At 49.2% G+C, this 16,820-nt stretch carries 13 protein-coding genes; 7 read left to right on the top strand and 6 right to left on the bottom strand.

Annotation, left to right across the window (positions count from 1 at the left end; genetic code table 11):
* Nucleotides 1-17: 17 nt before the first annotated feature.
* Nucleotides 18-1,658: a cyclic peptide export ABC transporter gene (locus tag TW77_RS16850; RefSeq protein WP_046006143.1), complete on the top strand. Its 1,641-nt coding sequence runs from the start codon at nt 18-20 to the stop codon at nt 1,656-1,658.
* Here TW77_RS16850 and TW77_RS16845 read toward each other — a convergent pair.
* The 4 genes from TW77_RS16845 to TW77_RS16830 form a co-directional block, all read right to left on the bottom strand.
* Nucleotides 1,655-2,344, bottom strand: a complete 690-nt coding sequence (locus tag TW77_RS16845) for a 4'-phosphopantetheinyl transferase family protein (RefSeq protein ID WP_046006142.1) — start codon at nt 2,342-2,344, stop codon at nt 1,655-1,657. The genes TW77_RS16850 and TW77_RS16845 overlap by 4 nt on opposite strands.
* Nucleotides 2,345-2,436: 92 nt before the next feature.
* The gene (locus TW77_RS16840; RefSeq protein WP_052713239.1) at nt 2,437-2,823 is read right to left on the bottom strand and encodes a hypothetical protein; all 387 of its coding nucleotides are present in this window, start codon (nt 2,821-2,823) and stop codon (nt 2,437-2,439) included.
* Between the two features lie 2 nt (nt 2,824-2,825).
* Entirely contained in the window at nt 2,826-4,493 is a 1,668-nt protein-coding gene (locus TW77_RS16835) for a S41 family peptidase (protein ID WP_046006141.1), read from the bottom strand.
* A gap of 161 nt (nt 4,494-4,654) precedes the next feature.
* Entirely contained in the window at nt 4,655-5,359 is a 705-nt protein-coding gene (locus TW77_RS16830) for a hypothetical protein (RefSeq protein ID WP_046006140.1), read from the bottom strand.
* Nucleotides 5,360-5,520: 161 nt separating this feature from the next.
* Between TW77_RS16830 and TW77_RS16825 the strand changes: the two genes are divergently transcribed.
* The 3 genes from TW77_RS16825 (at nt 5,521) to TW77_RS16810 (ending at nt 9,638) form a co-directional block, all read left to right on the top strand.
* Nucleotides 5,521-5,901 (top strand): hypothetical protein, encoded by a 381-nt coding sequence (locus TW77_RS16825; protein ID WP_046006139.1) that lies wholly within the window; start codon nt 5,521-5,523, stop codon nt 5,899-5,901.
* Nucleotides 5,902-6,390: 489 nt separating this feature from the next.
* On the top strand, nt 6,391-7,584 hold the full coding sequence (locus TW77_RS16820) for a DUF3103 family protein (protein ID WP_046006138.1): 1,194 nt from the start codon (nt 6,391-6,393) through the stop codon (nt 7,582-7,584).
* Between the two features lie 1,349 nt (nt 7,585-8,933).
* Nucleotides 8,934-9,638: a hypothetical protein gene (locus tag TW77_RS16810; protein ID WP_046006137.1), complete on the top strand. Its 705-nt coding sequence runs from the start codon at nt 8,934-8,936 to the stop codon at nt 9,636-9,638.
* 55 nt (nt 9,639-9,693) lie between these two features.
* On the opposite strand, the gene TW77_RS16805 is transcribed toward TW77_RS16810, so the two are convergent.
* Together TW77_RS16805 and TW77_RS16795 are read right to left on the bottom strand one after the other, a co-directional pair.
* Nucleotides 9,694-9,918 carry a hypothetical protein gene (locus TW77_RS16805; protein WP_046006136.1) on the bottom strand — a complete coding sequence of 75 codons (225 nt, stop codon included), beginning with the start codon at nt 9,916-9,918 and terminating at the stop codon, nt 9,694-9,696.
* A 406-nt stretch (nt 9,919-10,324) separates the two neighbouring features.
* Nucleotides 10,325-11,971, bottom strand: a complete 1,647-nt coding sequence (locus TW77_RS16795; protein WP_082078956.1) for an endonuclease — start codon at nt 11,969-11,971, stop codon at nt 10,325-10,327.
* A 324-nt stretch (nt 11,972-12,295) separates the two neighbouring features.
* Between TW77_RS16795 and TW77_RS16790 the strand changes: the two genes are divergently transcribed.
* The 3 genes from TW77_RS16790 (at nt 12,296) to TW77_RS16780 (ending at nt 16,697) form a co-directional block, all read left to right on the top strand.
* Entirely contained in the window at nt 12,296-14,113 is a 1,818-nt protein-coding gene (locus TW77_RS16790) for an assimilatory sulfite reductase (NADPH) flavoprotein subunit (protein WP_046006134.1), read from the top strand.
* A 54-nt stretch (nt 14,114-14,167) separates the two neighbouring features.
* Nucleotides 14,168-15,892 (top strand): assimilatory sulfite reductase (NADPH) hemoprotein subunit, encoded by a 1,725-nt coding sequence (gene cysI / locus TW77_RS16785; RefSeq protein WP_046006133.1) that lies wholly within the window; start codon nt 14,168-14,170, stop codon nt 15,890-15,892.
* A 64-nt stretch (nt 15,893-15,956) separates the two neighbouring features.
* Nucleotides 15,957-16,697, top strand: coding sequence for a phosphoadenylyl-sulfate reductase (locus TW77_RS16780; protein WP_046006132.1), 741 nt, complete (start codon nt 15,957-15,959; stop codon nt 16,695-16,697).
* Nucleotides 16,698-16,820 lie beyond the last annotated feature (123 nt).

Genomic DNA, 16,820 nt, shown 5'->3' with positions numbered 1-16,820 from the left:
CAAAGAAGAGAGACCCCGTGCTTGCAAAATTGATCCGTAATACCTGGTGGCGCTTTATCGCCACCGCACTCAGCAGTGTGTTGTTTGGTTTGATCAGCGTGTCGCTGGTTGCACTGATCAACGAAATCATTAACAGTGATCAGGCTGGCCGCTCTGAGCAGTTTATCTGGTTTGCCGTACTGGCCTGTCTGGGAGTGAGCCTGCAACTGGCCTCTAAATTACTCGCTGAGCAGCTTAGCCAGCAAAGTCAGGCCACGGTGCGCCGCGAGGTAGCTGAACACGTGATAGGCGCGCAATTCAGTCATGTTGAAGCGCAGGGCGCTGGCAAGATTAAATCCTGCCTGACCGAGCATAGCCTCAAAGTGGCGGAGTTTTTCCAGAGCCTGCCGAATATTCTCAGTAATGCCATGGTGGTGCTGGGCAGCTTTGTTTACATGGCCTGGCTCGACTGGCAGGTATTTTTATTCGCTCTGCTTACGCTGGTACTGGGCTCAGTAGGCTACAGTCTGGCCAATGCCAATGCGTTTCGAAAAGTGACCGAGGCGGCGAAAATTCAGGACACTTTATACGATCAGTTCGATGCCATTTATGCCGGCGCAAAAGAGCTCAAGCTACACCGTAAAAAGCGTGAAACCTTCTTTCAGGATGTGATTGGCAGCACCATTACTTTATTGCAAAAGCGCCGGGTGCAGGGCGCCAGCATGTATCACTATGCGGCATCCTGGGGCGGTTTTAGTGTCTTTGCCTTTATCGGTGGCGCACTGTTTTATCTGTCCGCGCCCGGGGCAGACAGTGGTAAGGTGATGTCGGGCTTTGCGCTGTTATTTTTGTATATGCTGACGCCACTGGAGGTGATGCTGGCCGCCATTCCCAAAGCTGCTGCCGCGAAAGCCTCGGCCAATACCATCGCCACGTTAACCAAAGACATGGCGCTGATGCCGAGCAGCAATGAGGCCATGAATGACTTTAACCAGCTTACCCTGACAGACATAAGTCACGGTTATTACCACGAGCAAAGTGATGAAGTGTTTGCCCTGACCCCGATTAATCTGACGCTACGCAAAGGCGAGTTAGTCTATCTGGTGGGCGGCAACGGCAGTGGTAAAACCACCTTTGCTAAATTGTTGTGCGGTCTGTTTGAAGCGCAGCAGGGACAGGTGCTGGTTGACGGGCAAGCGGTGCAATCGGCGCAGTTCGATGATTATCGCCAGCTATTCAGCACAGTATTCAGTGATTTTTATCTCTTTGATAGAGTCCTGGGGTGTCAAGGAAAAGCGCTGGAAGAGAAAGGCAATGCCTTGATCCGCAAGCTGAACCTGCACCATAAAGTGGCGATTAAAGACGGTGCGTTTACCACCCAAAAGCTCTCGCAGGGTCAGCGTAAGCGCCTTGCGTTGGTGGTGGCCTATATGGAAGACAGGCCGTTTTACATCTTTGATGAATGGGCGGCGGATCAGGATCCAGTCTTTAAAGACGTGTTTTATCGCGAGCTGTTGCCAGAACTAAGCGCTCAGGGCAAAACCGTGCTGGTGATAACCCATGATGACAAGTATTTTGGCCTGGCCGACCGGCTACTTAAAATGGACAACGGTTGTCTCAGCGAGCCTGCCAGCACGGCGCCCGCTGAGTCATCAGCACAGCAAACGGCGCTGGCTTAGGGCGCGGCGCGCAGGCAGCACTCGGTCAGTACAAGCTCGTCACTGAGCTGGTAATAGACGCTGATCCGGGTGCCCTGTGGCAGGGTCTCATGCAGTGTCTCGGTGAGCGCAAAGTGCAGCTGATTATCGCTGTGCTCAATCAGGCATGCTGCCTCAAAGCCAAAAAAGCGTTGTACCACAGGGTAGAGCGCTTTATAAATGCTTTCTTTGGCGGAGAAGATCAACGTCAGCGGGCAGCTCTGTGTTTTACTCAGCTGTTCGAACGCTGCCTGCTCTGCCTTTGCCAGGATCTGGGTTTGTAGCTCCCGCTCCTGTTTGTCTGACATTTTCCTTTCCAAGTCTATGCCTAATCCCCGTACCTTGGGATCATCACTGACCATCGCCATAGCTACTTCCTGGGTATGGCTGATGGTGCCCTGAATGCCTTTTGGCCAGATAGGCGCACGATTGTCGGCACTGGCAATCACGGTATGAGGCAATCCCAGCATTTGTAACGCCTGACTGGCACAGTGGCGTCCGGCCAGGTATTCGGCCTTGCGCTTGGCAACAGCACGGCCGAGTTTATCGGGCAACGGTTGAGCATAGCGGGCAAAATCACTGTCCTGATAATCGGCAATGCAAAACGCGCTGCTGTAACTGGCAAATGACAGCTGGGGGGTGAATAATTCGGCTGGTGATAACGACATATGACTCCCTCAATTAGTGGCAGCCAGTTTACCGATATAGGGGAAGGTTGCAAGCACGCTCTGGCGCAAAGCGAGGCTTCGCGCTTGCCATGCTAAGGCTGTTGCGGGTTGATCACGCAGGGCACCGAAGGCAGCACCCGATATTCTCCGCTTGTGGGGTAATATAACACACACTGCTCGCCGCGTTTTTGCAGTTCAAAACCGGTTATGCCACCTTCTCTGTTGCCGACAATGGGTTGTCCATAGGGATCCAGTGGATTGCCTTTTTCAAGGAATAACGTGGAGTGCTGCATAAACACATTGTGCGCCAGCTGAGGAGCCGTGCCGCCCTTGAGGGCGACGATGGCGTGCTGTATTTCGCGGATCATATCCGGGGTGGTTTGTTCAATTAAGGCCGCATAGACAGGCGCCGCTTTACTGGTCTGGCAACCTGTGAGCAGCAAGGCCAGTAAACTGGCAAACCATCCCGAATATTTCATGGTTATTGTCCTTTGAGGTTTGTGTGGATAGCACCATGACGTAAAGGCTTGAATGGCAATGTCACTGCGTTATGCTCATTTGCCTGCTCGCCGTTATCAGGCTTGGCAGACACCCCCGATGCTTCATTGACCAGGCAAGTCCCAGTTACGCTGTGATGCAGGGCGGTTGCCAGCAGCTGTTCATTCTCATCACCTAACGCATGGCTTAAATCATCGCTCACCTGACAGCCTGGCACCTTCGCATCCAATCCGGTTTCACCGCTTACCTGACTGGCCGGTGTCGGGGTGAAGCCATTGGCGTAGTCGCCAAAGCCCTTTTCATTGGCAGACTTAGACTGAATGGTGTAATACACCATGCCACAGTTGGGCGCAGGTAAGAAACCATAGGGTTTACCTCGTGTGGTGGTTCCTATCTGGATCACCTCTACATCAATACCACGCAGGCCGTTGATGACCATTTCACTCGCTGAGGCAGTATCGTCGGTGGTTAGTACATAGACTTTGGATAAGTTCAGGCTGGGCAGAGTCGTGTCATTCATAAACTCGTTGCGGGTCCAGTCTATTCGGCGAGGCTCGAAGGTATAGACGCGGTTTTCACTTTGGCGTTTATCATTGTAGGTAGTCACCCCGAAATTGCGGCTCAGTGAGCTGTCACCGGCCACCATATAACCCAGTTGAGCAGCACTGTGGACAAGGCCGCCACCGTTGTAACGCATATCCAGTATCAGCTCATCGACGTTACGGTTTTTAAAGGTATCAAAGGCTGCGATCAAAGGCGCCTGCGCAGTGGGGATAAACTGATTAAACTGCACATAGCCAAAGCTTTTTCCACCGTGCGGTATGATTTTGGTATTTTGCACGGGGCTTTGCTCAAAGTCGACGGCCGTCATTGTGGCTGATTTATCTTCTCCCTGTATAGGGCGGAACACAAAGGTATAGGCCTTTGGAGCACTGGGAAATAGGGCTTCATTGAACAGCGTGACATTATCACCATCTATAAAGTCTTCGCCATCAATGCTGACCAGACGGTCGCCTCTGCGCAGGCCACTGGCTGCTGCCGGTGAGTTTGGCTCGATATACGCAATGGTAAAGTTACGATCTGGCGAGGCGGTTTTGATAGCCGACCATTGAATGCCATAGCTGGTGGTGACACCTGACTGACTTTCTTTTTGATAGGCTTCGTAGGTGGTGGAAAAATGGAACTGATCTTTCAGTGAGTTATCCGGATTACGCTGAGTTGTTTTGAGCTGGGCGAAATAACTTGCCACGGTGCTGAAATCGCTCGGATTGTTATCAGCAATTTCGTCATACCATAAGTAGGTTTCGTTGCTAAACGAGCGCAACCACATTTTTTCATGCATCATGGTCCCGGCTTTGTCGGGATAGGGCTGATTATTGTTGAAGGGGTCTTGCCCGGTGCGCGGGGTAGCACAGAAGTTGATGAAATTTGTCGCGGGTGGAAACACGCCGGCCTGCCAGCTAGGCTCAGTGCTGCTTCCGCCTGAGTCAACACCGGCATCCCCACCATTATTATTGTTATTATCAGGGGTTGTTACAGTGCCAGAATTGCTGCCAGTACCGCTCTCTGTACCACCGCCACCGCATCCAGAGAGTGCGGTGAGGGTTAGGGCCAATCCGATGGCAAGGTATAAGTTGCTGAATTGCATCATGGTTTATCCTGTCTATTCATTGCGCTAAAAACTATCAACACTTTTTGTACAATACAACAGATAGACCGGGTTGACTGTTAATTAATGTCAACGGCTGCACAAATAATGAGTGTAAGCCATAACCCGGGTTAAGAACAGGTCGCTTTGTAAGGCGCGAGAAGCTAGCGGATTTGCTGACGGCGCCTGCGCCAGGGCGGGGATTGCAACAACAGCAAGATACCACTGAGACAAAACGCCACACTGCTTGCGGCAAAGGTGATCAGCAAGGGGTTGTTGAAATCATCACGCTCGTCATAATCCATAATATGCAGCATCCAGAAAAAGTCGAAAATACGCCACAGCGTACTGCGAACGGTGATCACCTGACCACTTTGTGCATCCAGATAGAGGGTTGTACTGAGTGTGTCGGCAAATGTGACTTGCCACACCTGAGGGCGATACTGTACTTCCCGGGGACCTTGGGTGAGCAGTTGTGCTGACTCGATGAGGCTATTGCCGAGGTAATGCGCCTGAGCATTGGCGCGGATCTGGGCTTCGCTTGGGGTAGGGAAGGGCGCGCCAGCAGAGGTGAAATAGGCGCGTTCAGCGCCTGTGACAACAATTATCGGCTGGTCTAAAAAGTGATGCAAGGTCAGGCTGTTAAATCCTGCAACACGGTTCGCCAGCTGGTTGAGGTTAGCGGTGTAGTCAACGTAAGTAAAAGGATTCTCTAGCGTGCGCTTAGCCAGATGTTTGCCATGTACCATATCCAAAGGAATGGCGCTCATAACCAGGCCGCCGAGCAACCAGGCAAAGATCTGTAATGCCAGCAGGTAACCTGCCAGTTTGTGGAATTTTCGGATAGATTTGAAGCTGGACTTATTCATAGTGGTGTTTTTTCGTCAAAATTGCTGATAGCTTATGAGAATTCGCGTAAAATCAGTAGTGACATATTGTCGCACCTGCCAATCGACCGTGTTCTGGCGCTGAACATGACCTGGATCTGGCAGCGAACCACTCAAAAAAGAAACAAGGTAATTGCCCCGTCATGTCAGAAATCCAGTTTTTAAATGTCGACTTAGAGTTAGAATCCAAGCAGGATATTTCTGCCCTGGTTGCGGATCTTAAAAAGAACGCCGTGGTACTGCACTATGACCAGGATGAGTATCGCCAGCTGGCCAGAATTGAGGCCAGTGCCGAGGTAACGAGCCCGGACAAAGCCATCAATCATTTGTGTGAACTCATTGAATCATGCTCTAAGTCTGCACTCAAACAGTGGCTGGGATGTTCGAAGCGGACCTTTGATATTGGTTTTAGCTGTGGAGAGCAGCCTAAATGCTATTCTCAGGCGCTGCATGTTGATACTTTACTACGTATCTCAGCTATCGGTGCTGGTATGGAAATCACCCTGTATCCTGCTGAAAAGTAATGATTCCTGCGTCTGCGAGGCTCGACCAGCTTAGGTGAGCAGCCTCAGGCGCGCGTCTAGATACTTAACGACGGCGCTCTGTCTTCGGTGCAACCGGTGCTGGTATGGAAAGCGCTTTGTACCCTCACGAGAAGTAATGACTCCTGCTTAAACTCATGCACTCAGCCGGTCTGGCCTGCTCAATCTCGCAGGTTCAGTGTTGCCGGTATATTGCCTGTTTGGCACTGTTTCTCTGCCACTAATAATGAACCAAACCAAATAGAGTCATCACTCTTGTTGCCTAAAAGATCTATTTCTTACTTATTTTTTAATATTTAAAGTTCTTAAAAAACATAAATATATTCATTTTTTGTTAATTTCTCTATGTAAATTTTATATTAATGTGTTGATAATTTGATTTTCGTGTTTTATCTTGAACTGGCACACGAGAGGTGGCTTCCCGTGGTTCAGGTGAGGCCGGAACAGGATTATTTCTGGAGAATTATAACAATGAAACGCATATCTCAGATGACCTTATCTGCACTGGCCCTGGGCCTGAGTGCAGCAGCGAGCGCAACCGCAGCACCGGTTGAGACAGTGAGTAACCTAGCAGCGCCGTTGGCGCAAATTGACCGCTTTAATCCACAGGCCTTTCAGGTCAGTGATATTAAAAAAGTGATGGCGAAGTCTCTGGCGCAAGAGTTGTCGCAGCAGGGTCCGCGCTGGCAGTCAGCGCTGGCCAGTCAGCCACGCCTGACGGTGCAGGATATGCAGGTATCACAACAGGCACAGTCATTGATTGGACAGGCAAGCACGCAAACTCGGGTATTGAAAGGCTTGCCACAAAGCGACAGCAACCTCTACCAATTGCGTCTGGCTTCTGCTGACATGCTGAGCCAGTGGCAGGAAGGCGAAGAGCCGTTGATCGCCTTTGCACCGAAAGGGGATGATAAAACCTGGATCCATGTTGAAGCCTATGACAGTGATGGTCAGCTGCATCTGTTAGATGCGCAGCAAATGCCACAGCGTCCGGTGCTTGTGCTGGAGCTGGATCAACAGCAAGTGCGCCGTGAAGGGCTGGCCGTGATGCAAAACATTTTTAGCAGTGCCAGAGAAGCGCAATCGGTTGAGCGTTTTTCTACCGAGATGCTGCAAACGAACCAAATGACGATTCAGTCTGAAGCCATCTCGACCAGTGTTTTGAAACGTATTCGCCTGAACAATGATCAGGAGCCCTGGGTACTGGGTAAAGCGGAAGTCTATGGCATCGTCACAGGGGTAAGCCCGTCACGGGATGAGCCAGTTCTGGATATTGTAGATATGCCCTACCTGGATCATGACGGCACTGACTACACGCCGAATCAAATCCTTATCCACTGGGAGCGTTATCGCTGGCAGGCCGCCGATGTGCTGCTGATGGAACAGGATGACAACACCAATTACAAAGACTTAGCGACGACTTTCCTGGATATCGTCACTCAGGTGATGCGCACCATTCCGGATCCTAATGTGCAGGGTTATGCGATCATTCCTCAGCTGACTAATCAGCTGATCAAAGCGATGCCGGACCACTGGTTCAGCAATGATGATGACTATGTGGATGTGTTTTATACCTTGTTTGAAGGCCAAAATTACAGCGGTTACATGGGCGCCAGCAACAACGCAAAAATTACTCTTTCTCCCTTAACCATAGAGCCAAGATAACAGCCAGTGGCCAGCCCATTGCCTTAGCTTATTAGCTCACAACCCGTTGAGTAGGTTACGGTCTAACGGACTAGGCCGGTTTTTTTATTCTTCAGCGAGCATACCTTGGTATGCTCGCTTTTTTATTAGCTTAGATCTGGCACTACCGGTCACACTGATACCTTGTCAGTGGAGGGCCGACATGGCTGTTTACCGAATTAACTACATTCACCTGCCACCATTACGTAGTTTTGCCTTGACTGTATTATCTAAGTGTAAAATCTCTGTAATTGGGTGTTGCTTCCTAAATCACTGAGCTAATTTAGCTTTGTGTGATCGGCTTGGTAAAAGCGGATGGCGCCTGTGGTACCATGGGCTTTTATGCCGAAGTCGCACCCAAAAAGGCCGAAGCAGTGATCCTACCAATGTGTAACGCTCAGTTGTTGGAGGATGGACACGCTCGCAACAGCGCGTTCATTTGAACAAAGTATTTAGGTAGCTGTGAGTGGAGAAGTGTGCGAGCTACCACCGATATTCACTTGCGGGAACGACAATGTACCGATATAAACAGTTGATGCATGACAAGCTGGAAAATTGTCGATTCAATCAGAAGCATGCTGAAGCTGTGCTCAAAGTGAAAGTGCTCAATAGAATGGCTAGACTAGGTATGCCAGAATATCAGAGAAACAGTTGGAATCGTGGTGTTACTGACGCTACTTGAACTTTATCAACAAGCTCCTCTTTGGAAAGGAAGTTGCGAAGGGGGAAGCTGGCTAAACTCTTTCGTGACTCGCAGTTGAAGTATGATTGGAAGATTAAGCTTGTCTCCGGAACTGATTAACTTCACTACATTTTTTTGTTTCTGTTCGGTGATTTTCTTTGTGTTTTTGTGTTATTTTACTGTGTGCATTTTATAAGTTAACAAAAGAGTGACTAATACCAAGTATTGAAACTTCGGTTATGAAGAAGCGAATAAAGCGCTTATACAAAGAGCGAAGGGAGGCTTGGTTGGATTTGTAAGGTATGCTTGAGTTACTTTGCACTATGTGTTGCGGTGGTAAGTGATGGAGTGGTTGTCTTAGCCTTTTCAAATCAGGTTACTAAGTGGTTATCAGAGCATCTTGACTGTCTAAATTATGGCGAAAATTAGTAGGTTTTTGTCAAATAGTAATTTAAATCACAAGCTTGCTCCATGACTGTATTTTTGTAGGAGCATACCTTTAACTCCAATTCACCGGGCCATATCATCAATATCCATAGCTTTAATTGTTAAGTAAGTAGTATTTAGCTATGTGGTCTGAGCAGGAATTTGAATTAAAAAAATTAGATAAAGGTAACATTTCAATGCATGTTTTAAAGAGGAAAGAAGTATGTCAGAGCTTGATAATGAAGAAAACTCAGTAACCGCTGGGCCCTTTAAAGTTACAGGAAAATGGGCGGTAGGGCTCACATGTACAATTCTTATCCCTTTTTTATTGATTTACGCTTTGGCTGGGGAGCGAGTTGGAAAAGGATATGCGCGCTTGAAAAACCCTGAGATCTACGAGCAGCTACATACCTACACGATTCAATTTAACTTAATTATGGCAATAATTGAAGCTTGGAATAATGTTGAGTCGTTAGAAAACTTTAAAGACGATCGAGTGATGAAAGTTCGAAGTGGTATTGATGGTGCAATAGCTAGATATAAAACCTTATCAATAGATAAACTTGGTAAAGGCAATGAAGCCGTTAGAGATTTGAACTTAGCTAAGCTTTATATGATTAGGTACGACTTGGCACCTAATGAAAATGATTTTTATGAATCACGAAAGCGGTTAAGATCTGCGCTGGCGATAGCTTCAGACAGCTCTTTACTAAATGATAAGGAAATTGAGCAATTTAAAAAGCGCCCAATTATTGACGAAATAGAGTGGGTAAAGCTGGCACTTTATAGCTTACATGTATTTCATGGGTATGAAACTCACAAAAGTGATTTAATGGAAATAAAAAATAAAATGGGTGGGTGTTCGTATTTTCAACATGAGATGTTAAGACACAAAAAAATGAAGCAAGCTCTTGAGTGTTCTTATTAAATTTGGGATTGGCCGTGATATTCAACACTTCTAAAAACGCGGCCAATCAAACTTTCTATGCCGTGAGTTTACCCCAAATAATATCTATAAGAGGTTTCGTCTCTTTTGGCTCTATAGGGGGGTAAGCGGGCTTACCGTTGCTGACATGACTATTCAAGCCAGTAGCTTTTACTTCACTTTTTGCAACCGCTAGACCTGCGACCAGCGCAAGAGAGATAACTAGCGCAGACGCTTTGGTCTTTGTGACTAGTTTATCACGCTTGTTTAGTCTTTTGTTCATAGGGATATCCTTAATCTATGTTTAAAGTCTTACTTGGACTGCCAATTGATTTAAAGTATTAAAAAAATTTAACAGTTGGGTAACTTTACAAAGAAACAACATTTTTGTCAAATTTTCGTACTTTTGCAGTAAGCTAGTAGAGAGGTTAAAATATTCAAACTTCACCATCTCCATAGTAATGATAGGCTTTGGGGGTCCCCTCATAATTAAGGCCTTCTAAGCGTTTGTATCAAACGCAAGTATTCAAGTATAGACCTGCGTAATTGTTTCCATGTCATAACATAATTGATAGCGTACTACTTTGAGAAGGTGGTTGTATTTTAAGCAGCCTACAGTGGTATCCAAATATGTGATGCAGGCCGCTTAATGTTAGTAGGATTTTTGCTTTTTAGAGTTGAAATTGTGTCTACCAGATCTGCTCTACAAACTCAGGGTGATCCACAAACGGGTTGCGGTTGCCCTGGAACTGATAGGCACCTTCGTTGCGGGCACGCTCCAGTGCATCAACCGGATCGGCCTGATGCCAGCGTTTGAGCATAGTGACTACCCAGCTCTCAAAGACCTGATCACTGCTGCCATTAAGGACCGCATCGCTGTAGCTGGAATAATTCTGCCAGCTACTGATACGATCCTGATAGCGCGTGGCCATATAGAAGTAGGCGCGGGCAAAGTCGCCCTTGAACTGATCAATCGGCTCAAACACAGTACCGCTGTAACCTATGCCCGAGGCGCTGCCCACTTTACTGCCGTTGCTTGAGACATAAGTACTGCTGCCGACTTCGCCAAACGGGAAGCTGCTGCGGCGGTTATTCACATAGCCGTCGGAGGCAAAGATATGGTGAATGTCTGAGTTCATTGGCTCAATTTTGCCACCAAACCAGCTTTTCGGAAATGAATGCTCACGGTTGTAACAATCGCCCTCAATGCGGGCTGTGCCACACTGATCGCCCACCGCCGTAAACTCGTGACTGTCCGTGCCGCTTGGCTTTTCAGAATAGCGGTCCAGCACTGTGCCATTGTTCTCAAAGTAGCGGTCGCGCTCGTACTGATCGATGAACGACCAGATAGCACCATAACCCTGATTATTATGGCTGGCAATGATGTTGTGCAGGGCCGTTTTCAGGGCATAACCTGATAAACCAGCTGCGGCACTGTAGTAGCCGGTAGGGGTATCACCACCACCGTCGCCACCGCCATTATCGCTGCCCAGTGTGAAGCTGTGTGAAGCCGATGAAGTGAACTGGCTACCCGACGCTATCGTCCCGGATGAACCGTTCAGACTATATGAACCGTTTCCATAACTGCAACAAATACCGTCACCATAGCTGTCAGATATCGTAAAAGTGTATGAGCCATCGGTTAAGCACAGGTTTTCACTGTAGCTCTGATTAGCGCCATAATTCTGGCCGCTGGCAACGGTCGTATTCGACGCGTTTTTAATTACCCAGCTGGTTTCCTCACCGTACTTGTCTGTGGTCAGGTTGAAGGTCAGCGCATTGGCCTGGCAGGCACCACCGGTTGGTGGCGGTGTGCTCGTAGTGCCGCTGGGCTGAAAGTGATCAACATAGACGGTTTCATTGCCGTCAAATCCGCTGACGTCATAAAAACGCAGCCCAACCGTGATTTGGCCATTGCTGGTGGCCGTATAATCATGGCGCAGTTGTTGCCATTGGTTTAACTGTTGCGGATCCGAATAATTGTGATAACCGTCAGCGACCAGGCGAGCCCTGACGCCGCCTTCAGTATGGTAGACCCAGGTACTGAAGGTGTAGGTTTTACCGGCCTCAACCGTGACGGTTTGTGCCAGATCGGTATTCCCCTGCGTTGTTGTCAGCACATTGACGGCCGCCGCCGTCTGTCCGCTGTAAACGCGATTCTGTTCGGTAGTCAATGAGATACCCGAATCAATGGTGGTCCAGTTGCTGGGTGTACCCAGCTGCCACTGCTCGAAATCTCCGTTGTCTACCTGTCCCCATGCCATGGTACTGAGCAGGCTTAACGCGCTGCCAGCCAGGCCCATTGTCAGGCACAAAGGCCCTTTTCTTGTAATCATTTTATTATTCCCGTGTTCTATTTTTAATTTATATTGTTGTTTGGTTGTTAAAAACCGAGTGGGAGTTTAAAGGGTTTCTGTTACATTGTCGTTAACTTTTTAATTGTAAAAATCGGTACAATGATTTTTAATCTGTTTTATTTGGAGTTTTTGAATATCCATAACCAAATGGAATAACAAAGCAGATACTGTTCTTTTTGTCGCGCGGTGAGTTGCGTATCCTGCATGCTAAGAAAATGACCGAATTGCATCTATGGGCGCGGGTGGAACCGCCGGGCAGTTCGGCGGGGCAAGCTATCTAAGGGTTATGGGGAAACAATCATCATGTTGTTAAGTCAACTCAGTGCCGCGGCCAGTCCGCTGACACAAGAACAACTGCAAAAATTACAGGGGTTAGTGGCGGAACTTAATCCGATCCAGCAGGCCTGGGTCAGTGGTTATCTGGCTGCCAACGCCAACACCGCCGCACTTGCCGGCACATTAGGACAGGCACCTGCAGCTGCTGCAGAAGCGGCACCTTTGACGATTTTGTACGGCTCTCAAACCGGCAATGCCAAAGGGGTTGCGGCGCAACTAGAAAGTGCCGCTAAAGCACGCGGTCTGCAAACCAAGTTGGTTAATATGGCTGACTACAAGCCTGCGGCGCTGAAGAAAGAGCAGTTTATTGCCGTGGCTGTTTCGACCTATGGTGAAGGTGAGCCACCTGAAGACGCAGAAACCTTGCACGCCTTTTTGGCCGGTAAAAAAGCCCCGAAACTGGATGGTGTTAAAGTAGCGGTACTGGGTCTGGGTGATTCAAGCTATGAGTTTTTCTGTCAGACGGCCATTGATTTTGAAGAGCGCTTGCAAAAGCTGGGTGCCGAATCTGTGGTTGCCCGTGCCGATCTGGACGTAGATTATGAAGAGCAGGCAACAGCCTGGATTGACAGTGCACTCGATGCCTTTGAACCTGCGCTAAAGGCACAGCAAGAACAAGGCGGTGCTAACGTCGTGGCCATGCCATTGGCAACGGCCGGTGCCCATGCCAGCCAGTACACCAAACAAAACCCGTTCAGCGCAGAAATCTCTGTGGTGCAGAAGATCACTGGCCGTAACTCGACCAAAGATGTTCGCCACGTCGAAATTTCGCTCGAAGGGTCTGACATTCAATATCAGCCAGGTGATTCACTGGGGGTCTTCTTCCTCAATGACGAACAACGTGTGGACGAGGTGATCGCCCTGCTTGGTCTTAAAGGCGACAGCGAAGTCACGCTGGGTAACGAGACACTGACACTGCGTACTGCCTTGGTTGAAAAACTGGAGCTGACTCAGTCTTACCCTGGTTTTGTTGAAAAGTATGCGGCTGCAACGAATAACGCAGAACTAAGTACACTGGCTGGTGATAAGGCGGCGCTGCGTGAGTACATCGAAGCGCGTCAGATCTTCGATATCATCAAACAACAGCCTGGTACGCTGAGTGCGCAGGCATTGGTCGACAGCTGTCGTAAGATCCAGCCACGTTTGTATTCTATTGCGTCGAGCCAGGCTGAAGTGGAAGAAGAAGTGCACCTGACTGTGGGTCTGGTGGAGTTTGACGCCTTTGGTGAAACCCATCAGGGCGGTTGCTCTGGCTTCCTGGCGCACCGCGTTGAGGAAGGCACGCAAGTTAAAGTGTTTAGTGAGCATAACGACAATTTCCGTTTGCCAGCAGATGACAATACGCCCGTGATCATGGTCGGTCCGGGTACCGGTATTGCGCCATTCCGCGCCTTCTTGCAAGAGCGCGAGGCACGCGATGCTGAGGGCGATAACTGGTTATTCTTCGGTAACCCGCACTTTACTCAGGATTTCCTGTATCAGGTTGAATTACAAAAGTACGTGAAATCGGGCGTACTGAATCGCATTGATCTGGCCTTTAGCCGCGATCAGGCAGAAAAAATCTACGTTCAGGACCGTTTACGCGAAAAGGGTCAGGACGTGTATACATGGTTGCAAAATGGTGCGCACTTTTATGTGTGTGGAGACGCCAGCCGTATGGCCAAGGACGTTCATCAGGCATTAGTAGACATCGTTAAGCAGTATGCAGGCAAGAGCGACGAGGAAGCTGAAGAGTATCTCAAAGAGTTACGCAGCGCGGGTCGCTATCAAAAAGACGTGTACTAATCCTGCGGGATTAGTCTGTACACACCGTCACAGTGTAAGAATTTAGGAATAAAGATGAGCAATAGCGATTACAAACCCAACAGTAAGCTCGACCCGAACGCCAAGCTGTCTGATAACGAGCGTTTGAAAACCCAGAGTAACCTGCTGCGTGGCACCATTAAAACCGATCTGGGCGATCAGCTGACCGGTGGATTTACTGACGACAACTTCCAGCTGATCCGTTTCCACGGTATGTATCAGCAGGATGACCGCGATATTCGTGCCGAGCGTATCAAGCAAAAGCTGGAGCCGATGCACAACGTCATGCTGCGTGCGCGGATGCCCGGCGGGATCATCAAGCCGCATCAGTGGTTGGCGATTGACAAATTTGCTGAAGAAAAAACCGAGTATGGCAGCATTCGTCTGACCACGCGTCAGACCTTCCAGTTCCACGGTGTATTGAAGCCACACATTAAAGAAATGCACCTGACGCTGAACGATGTGGGCATTGACTCCATCGCTACTGCGGGTGACGTAAACCGTAACGTACTGTGTACCACCAACCCGGTTGAGTCTGAACTGCACCAGGAAGCCTACGAGTGGGCGGCACGCATTTCTGAGCATTTACTGCCAAAAACCCGTGCCTATGCCGAGATCTGGCTCAACGGTGAAAAGCAGGAAACCACCGAAGAAGAACCGGTGCTAGGTAGCACTTACTTACCGCGTAAGTTCAAAACCACAGTGACTATTCCACCGAATAACGAAGTGGATGTGCACGCTAACGACCTGAACTTTGTCGCCATTGCCGAAGACGGCAAGCTGGTTGGCTTCAACGTCCTGGTGGGCGGCGGATTGGCCATGACCCATGGTGATGTGAACACCTACCCACGTAAGGCCGATGACTTTGGTTTTATCAGCCTGGACGATACGCTGGCGGTAGCCGAACACGTGGTGGGTGTACAGCGTGACTGGGGTAACCGTGCGAATCGTAAGAATGCGAAAACCAAATATACGCTGGATACCTTTGGTACCGATGCGTTTAAAGCGGAAGTAGAAAAACGTGCCGATGTGACCTTTGCACCGAGCCGTCCGTATGAATTCACCCATCGTGGCGATCGCATTGGCTGGGTTGAAGGCATTGATGGTAAGCACCACCTGACGGTCTTTATTCAAAGTGGTCGAATTTTGGATTACCCGGGCAAGCCGCTGAAAACCGGCTGTCGCAAGATTGCCGAGATCCATCAGGGCGATTTCCGCATGACAGCAAACCAAAACCTGATCATCGCGGGCGTGCCGGCTGAGCAAAAAGCCGAAATCGAACAGCTGGCCCGTGAACACGGCCTGATTGATGATGCGCATACTGAGCAGCGTAAAAACTCGATGGCCTGTGTGTCTTTGCCAACGTGTCCGCTCGCCATGGCAGAAGCCGAGCGTTACCTGCCTGATCTGATTGAAAAAACGGAAGCTATCCTTGCCAAACATGAAATTGCTGACGACGACATCATTTTGCGCGTAGTCGGTTGTCCAAACGGCTGTGGCCGCGCCATGCTGGCAGAAATTGGCTTTGTCGGTAAAGGGCCGGGCAAATACAACGTATACCTGGGCGGTAACCGTGCCGGGACGCGGATCCCGAAACTGTATCTGGAAAATGTCGGTGAAGAAGTGTACCTGCCTGCACTGGACGAGCTGATTGGCCAGTGGGCCAAAGAGCGTCAGCCGGATGAATGTTTTGGTGACTTTGTGATCCGTAAGGAAATTGTGGCTGAAGTGAAGGTATCTAAAACCGACTTCCATGCATAATACAGTGGGCGCTCGGCGCCCCTGACCACAGCTTTGAGTTGTGGTGGAATACTGGGAATGAGTAATGAGTGACTTTAAACAAATCCTGACACTGGATAAGGCCTCACAGCAGGCTTTATTGAATGATGCCAACGGCATGCTGGCGCAAAAAAGTGTTGAAGAGCGGGTCATCTGGGCGTTGGAAAACTTGCCAGATAACCCGATTTTGTCGTCCAGCTTTGGTATTCAGGCTGCGGTGATGCTGCATTTAGTAACCCGTCAGCGTCCAGATATTCCTGTGGTACTGACGGACACCGGGTATTTGTTCCCGGAAACATACCGGTTTATTGATGAGCTGACTGAGCAACTGAACCTGAATCTGCAAGTCTATCGCGCGAAACAGGGTCCGGCGTGGCAGGAAGCCAAGTACGGCAAACTGTGGGAGCAGGGTGAAGAGGGCATTAAGCGCTATAACACGCTGAACAAAGTAGAGCCGATGACCCGGGCCTTAAAAGAGCTTCAGGCAGGCACCTGGTTCAGTGGTTTACGTCGTCAGCAATCTTCGACCCGTGCCGACAAACAGATCTTAGAGATCAGCCGAGGTACAGTGAAGGTGTATCCGATCATCGACTGGCACAACCGTGACGTGTACCAATATCTGACCAAACATGGCTTGTCTTATCATCCTTTATGGGAACAAGGCTATGTGTCTATGGGTGATGTGCACACCACCCGTAAACTTGAGCCTGGTATGAGCGAAGAAGAAACCCGTTTCTTTGGCCTTAACCGGGAATGTGGCTTGCACATTGACGGGGACGGCATTTAAACGTCTCTTTCAGAGCACGAATATCACAAGCGGACCCGGCGATACAGCCCGGTCCGCTTTTTTGTCACAAATGAGACAGAAACGCTACACTGTGACTAACAAGTGAAAAGAGTAGGTGGATGC

Origin of the sequence: Pseudoalteromonas rubra (assembly GCF_000967655.1) — a bacterium.
Lineage (GTDB): Bacteria > Pseudomonadota > Gammaproteobacteria > Enterobacterales > Alteromonadaceae > Pseudoalteromonas > Pseudoalteromonas rubra_A.
Note: the sequence above shows the minus strand (reverse complement) of the source record. Positions and strands in the feature narration are given on the sequence as shown.

Coding starts and splice junctions, on each gene's coding strand:
- TW77_RS16845 (WP_046006142.1), bottom strand. CDS start 2,344: ATGTCGTTATCACCAGCCGAATTATTCACCCCCCAGCTGTCATTTGCC.
- TW77_RS16840 (WP_052713239.1), bottom strand. CDS start 2,823: ATGAAATATTCGGGATGGTTTGCCAGTTTACTGGCCTTGCTGCTCACA.
- TW77_RS16835 (WP_046006141.1), bottom strand. CDS start 4,493: ATGATGCAATTCAGCAACTTATACCTTGCCATCGGATTGGCCCTAACC.
- TW77_RS16830 (WP_046006140.1), bottom strand. CDS start 5,359: ATGAATAAGTCCAGCTTCAAATCTATCCGAAAATTCCACAAACTGGCA.
- TW77_RS16825 (WP_046006139.1), top strand. CDS start 5,521: ATGTCAGAAATCCAGTTTTTAAATGTCGACTTAGAGTTAGAATCCAAG.
- TW77_RS16820 (WP_046006138.1), top strand. CDS start 6,391: ATGAAACGCATATCTCAGATGACCTTATCTGCACTGGCCCTGGGCCTG.
- TW77_RS16810 (WP_046006137.1), top strand. CDS start 8,934: ATGTCAGAGCTTGATAATGAAGAAAACTCAGTAACCGCTGGGCCCTTT.
- TW77_RS16805 (WP_046006136.1), bottom strand. CDS start 9,918: ATGAACAAAAGACTAAACAAGCGTGATAAACTAGTCACAAAGACCAAA.
- TW77_RS16795 (WP_082078956.1), bottom strand. CDS start 11,971: ATGATTACAAGAAAAGGGCCTTTGTGCCTGACAATGGGCCTGGCTGGC.
- TW77_RS16790 (WP_046006134.1), top strand. CDS start 12,296: ATGTTGTTAAGTCAACTCAGTGCCGCGGCCAGTCCGCTGACACAAGAA.
- cysI (WP_046006133.1), top strand. CDS start 14,168: ATGAGCAATAGCGATTACAAACCCAACAGTAAGCTCGACCCGAACGCC.
- TW77_RS16780 (WP_046006132.1), top strand. CDS start 15,957: ATGAGTGACTTTAAACAAATCCTGACACTGGATAAGGCCTCACAGCAG.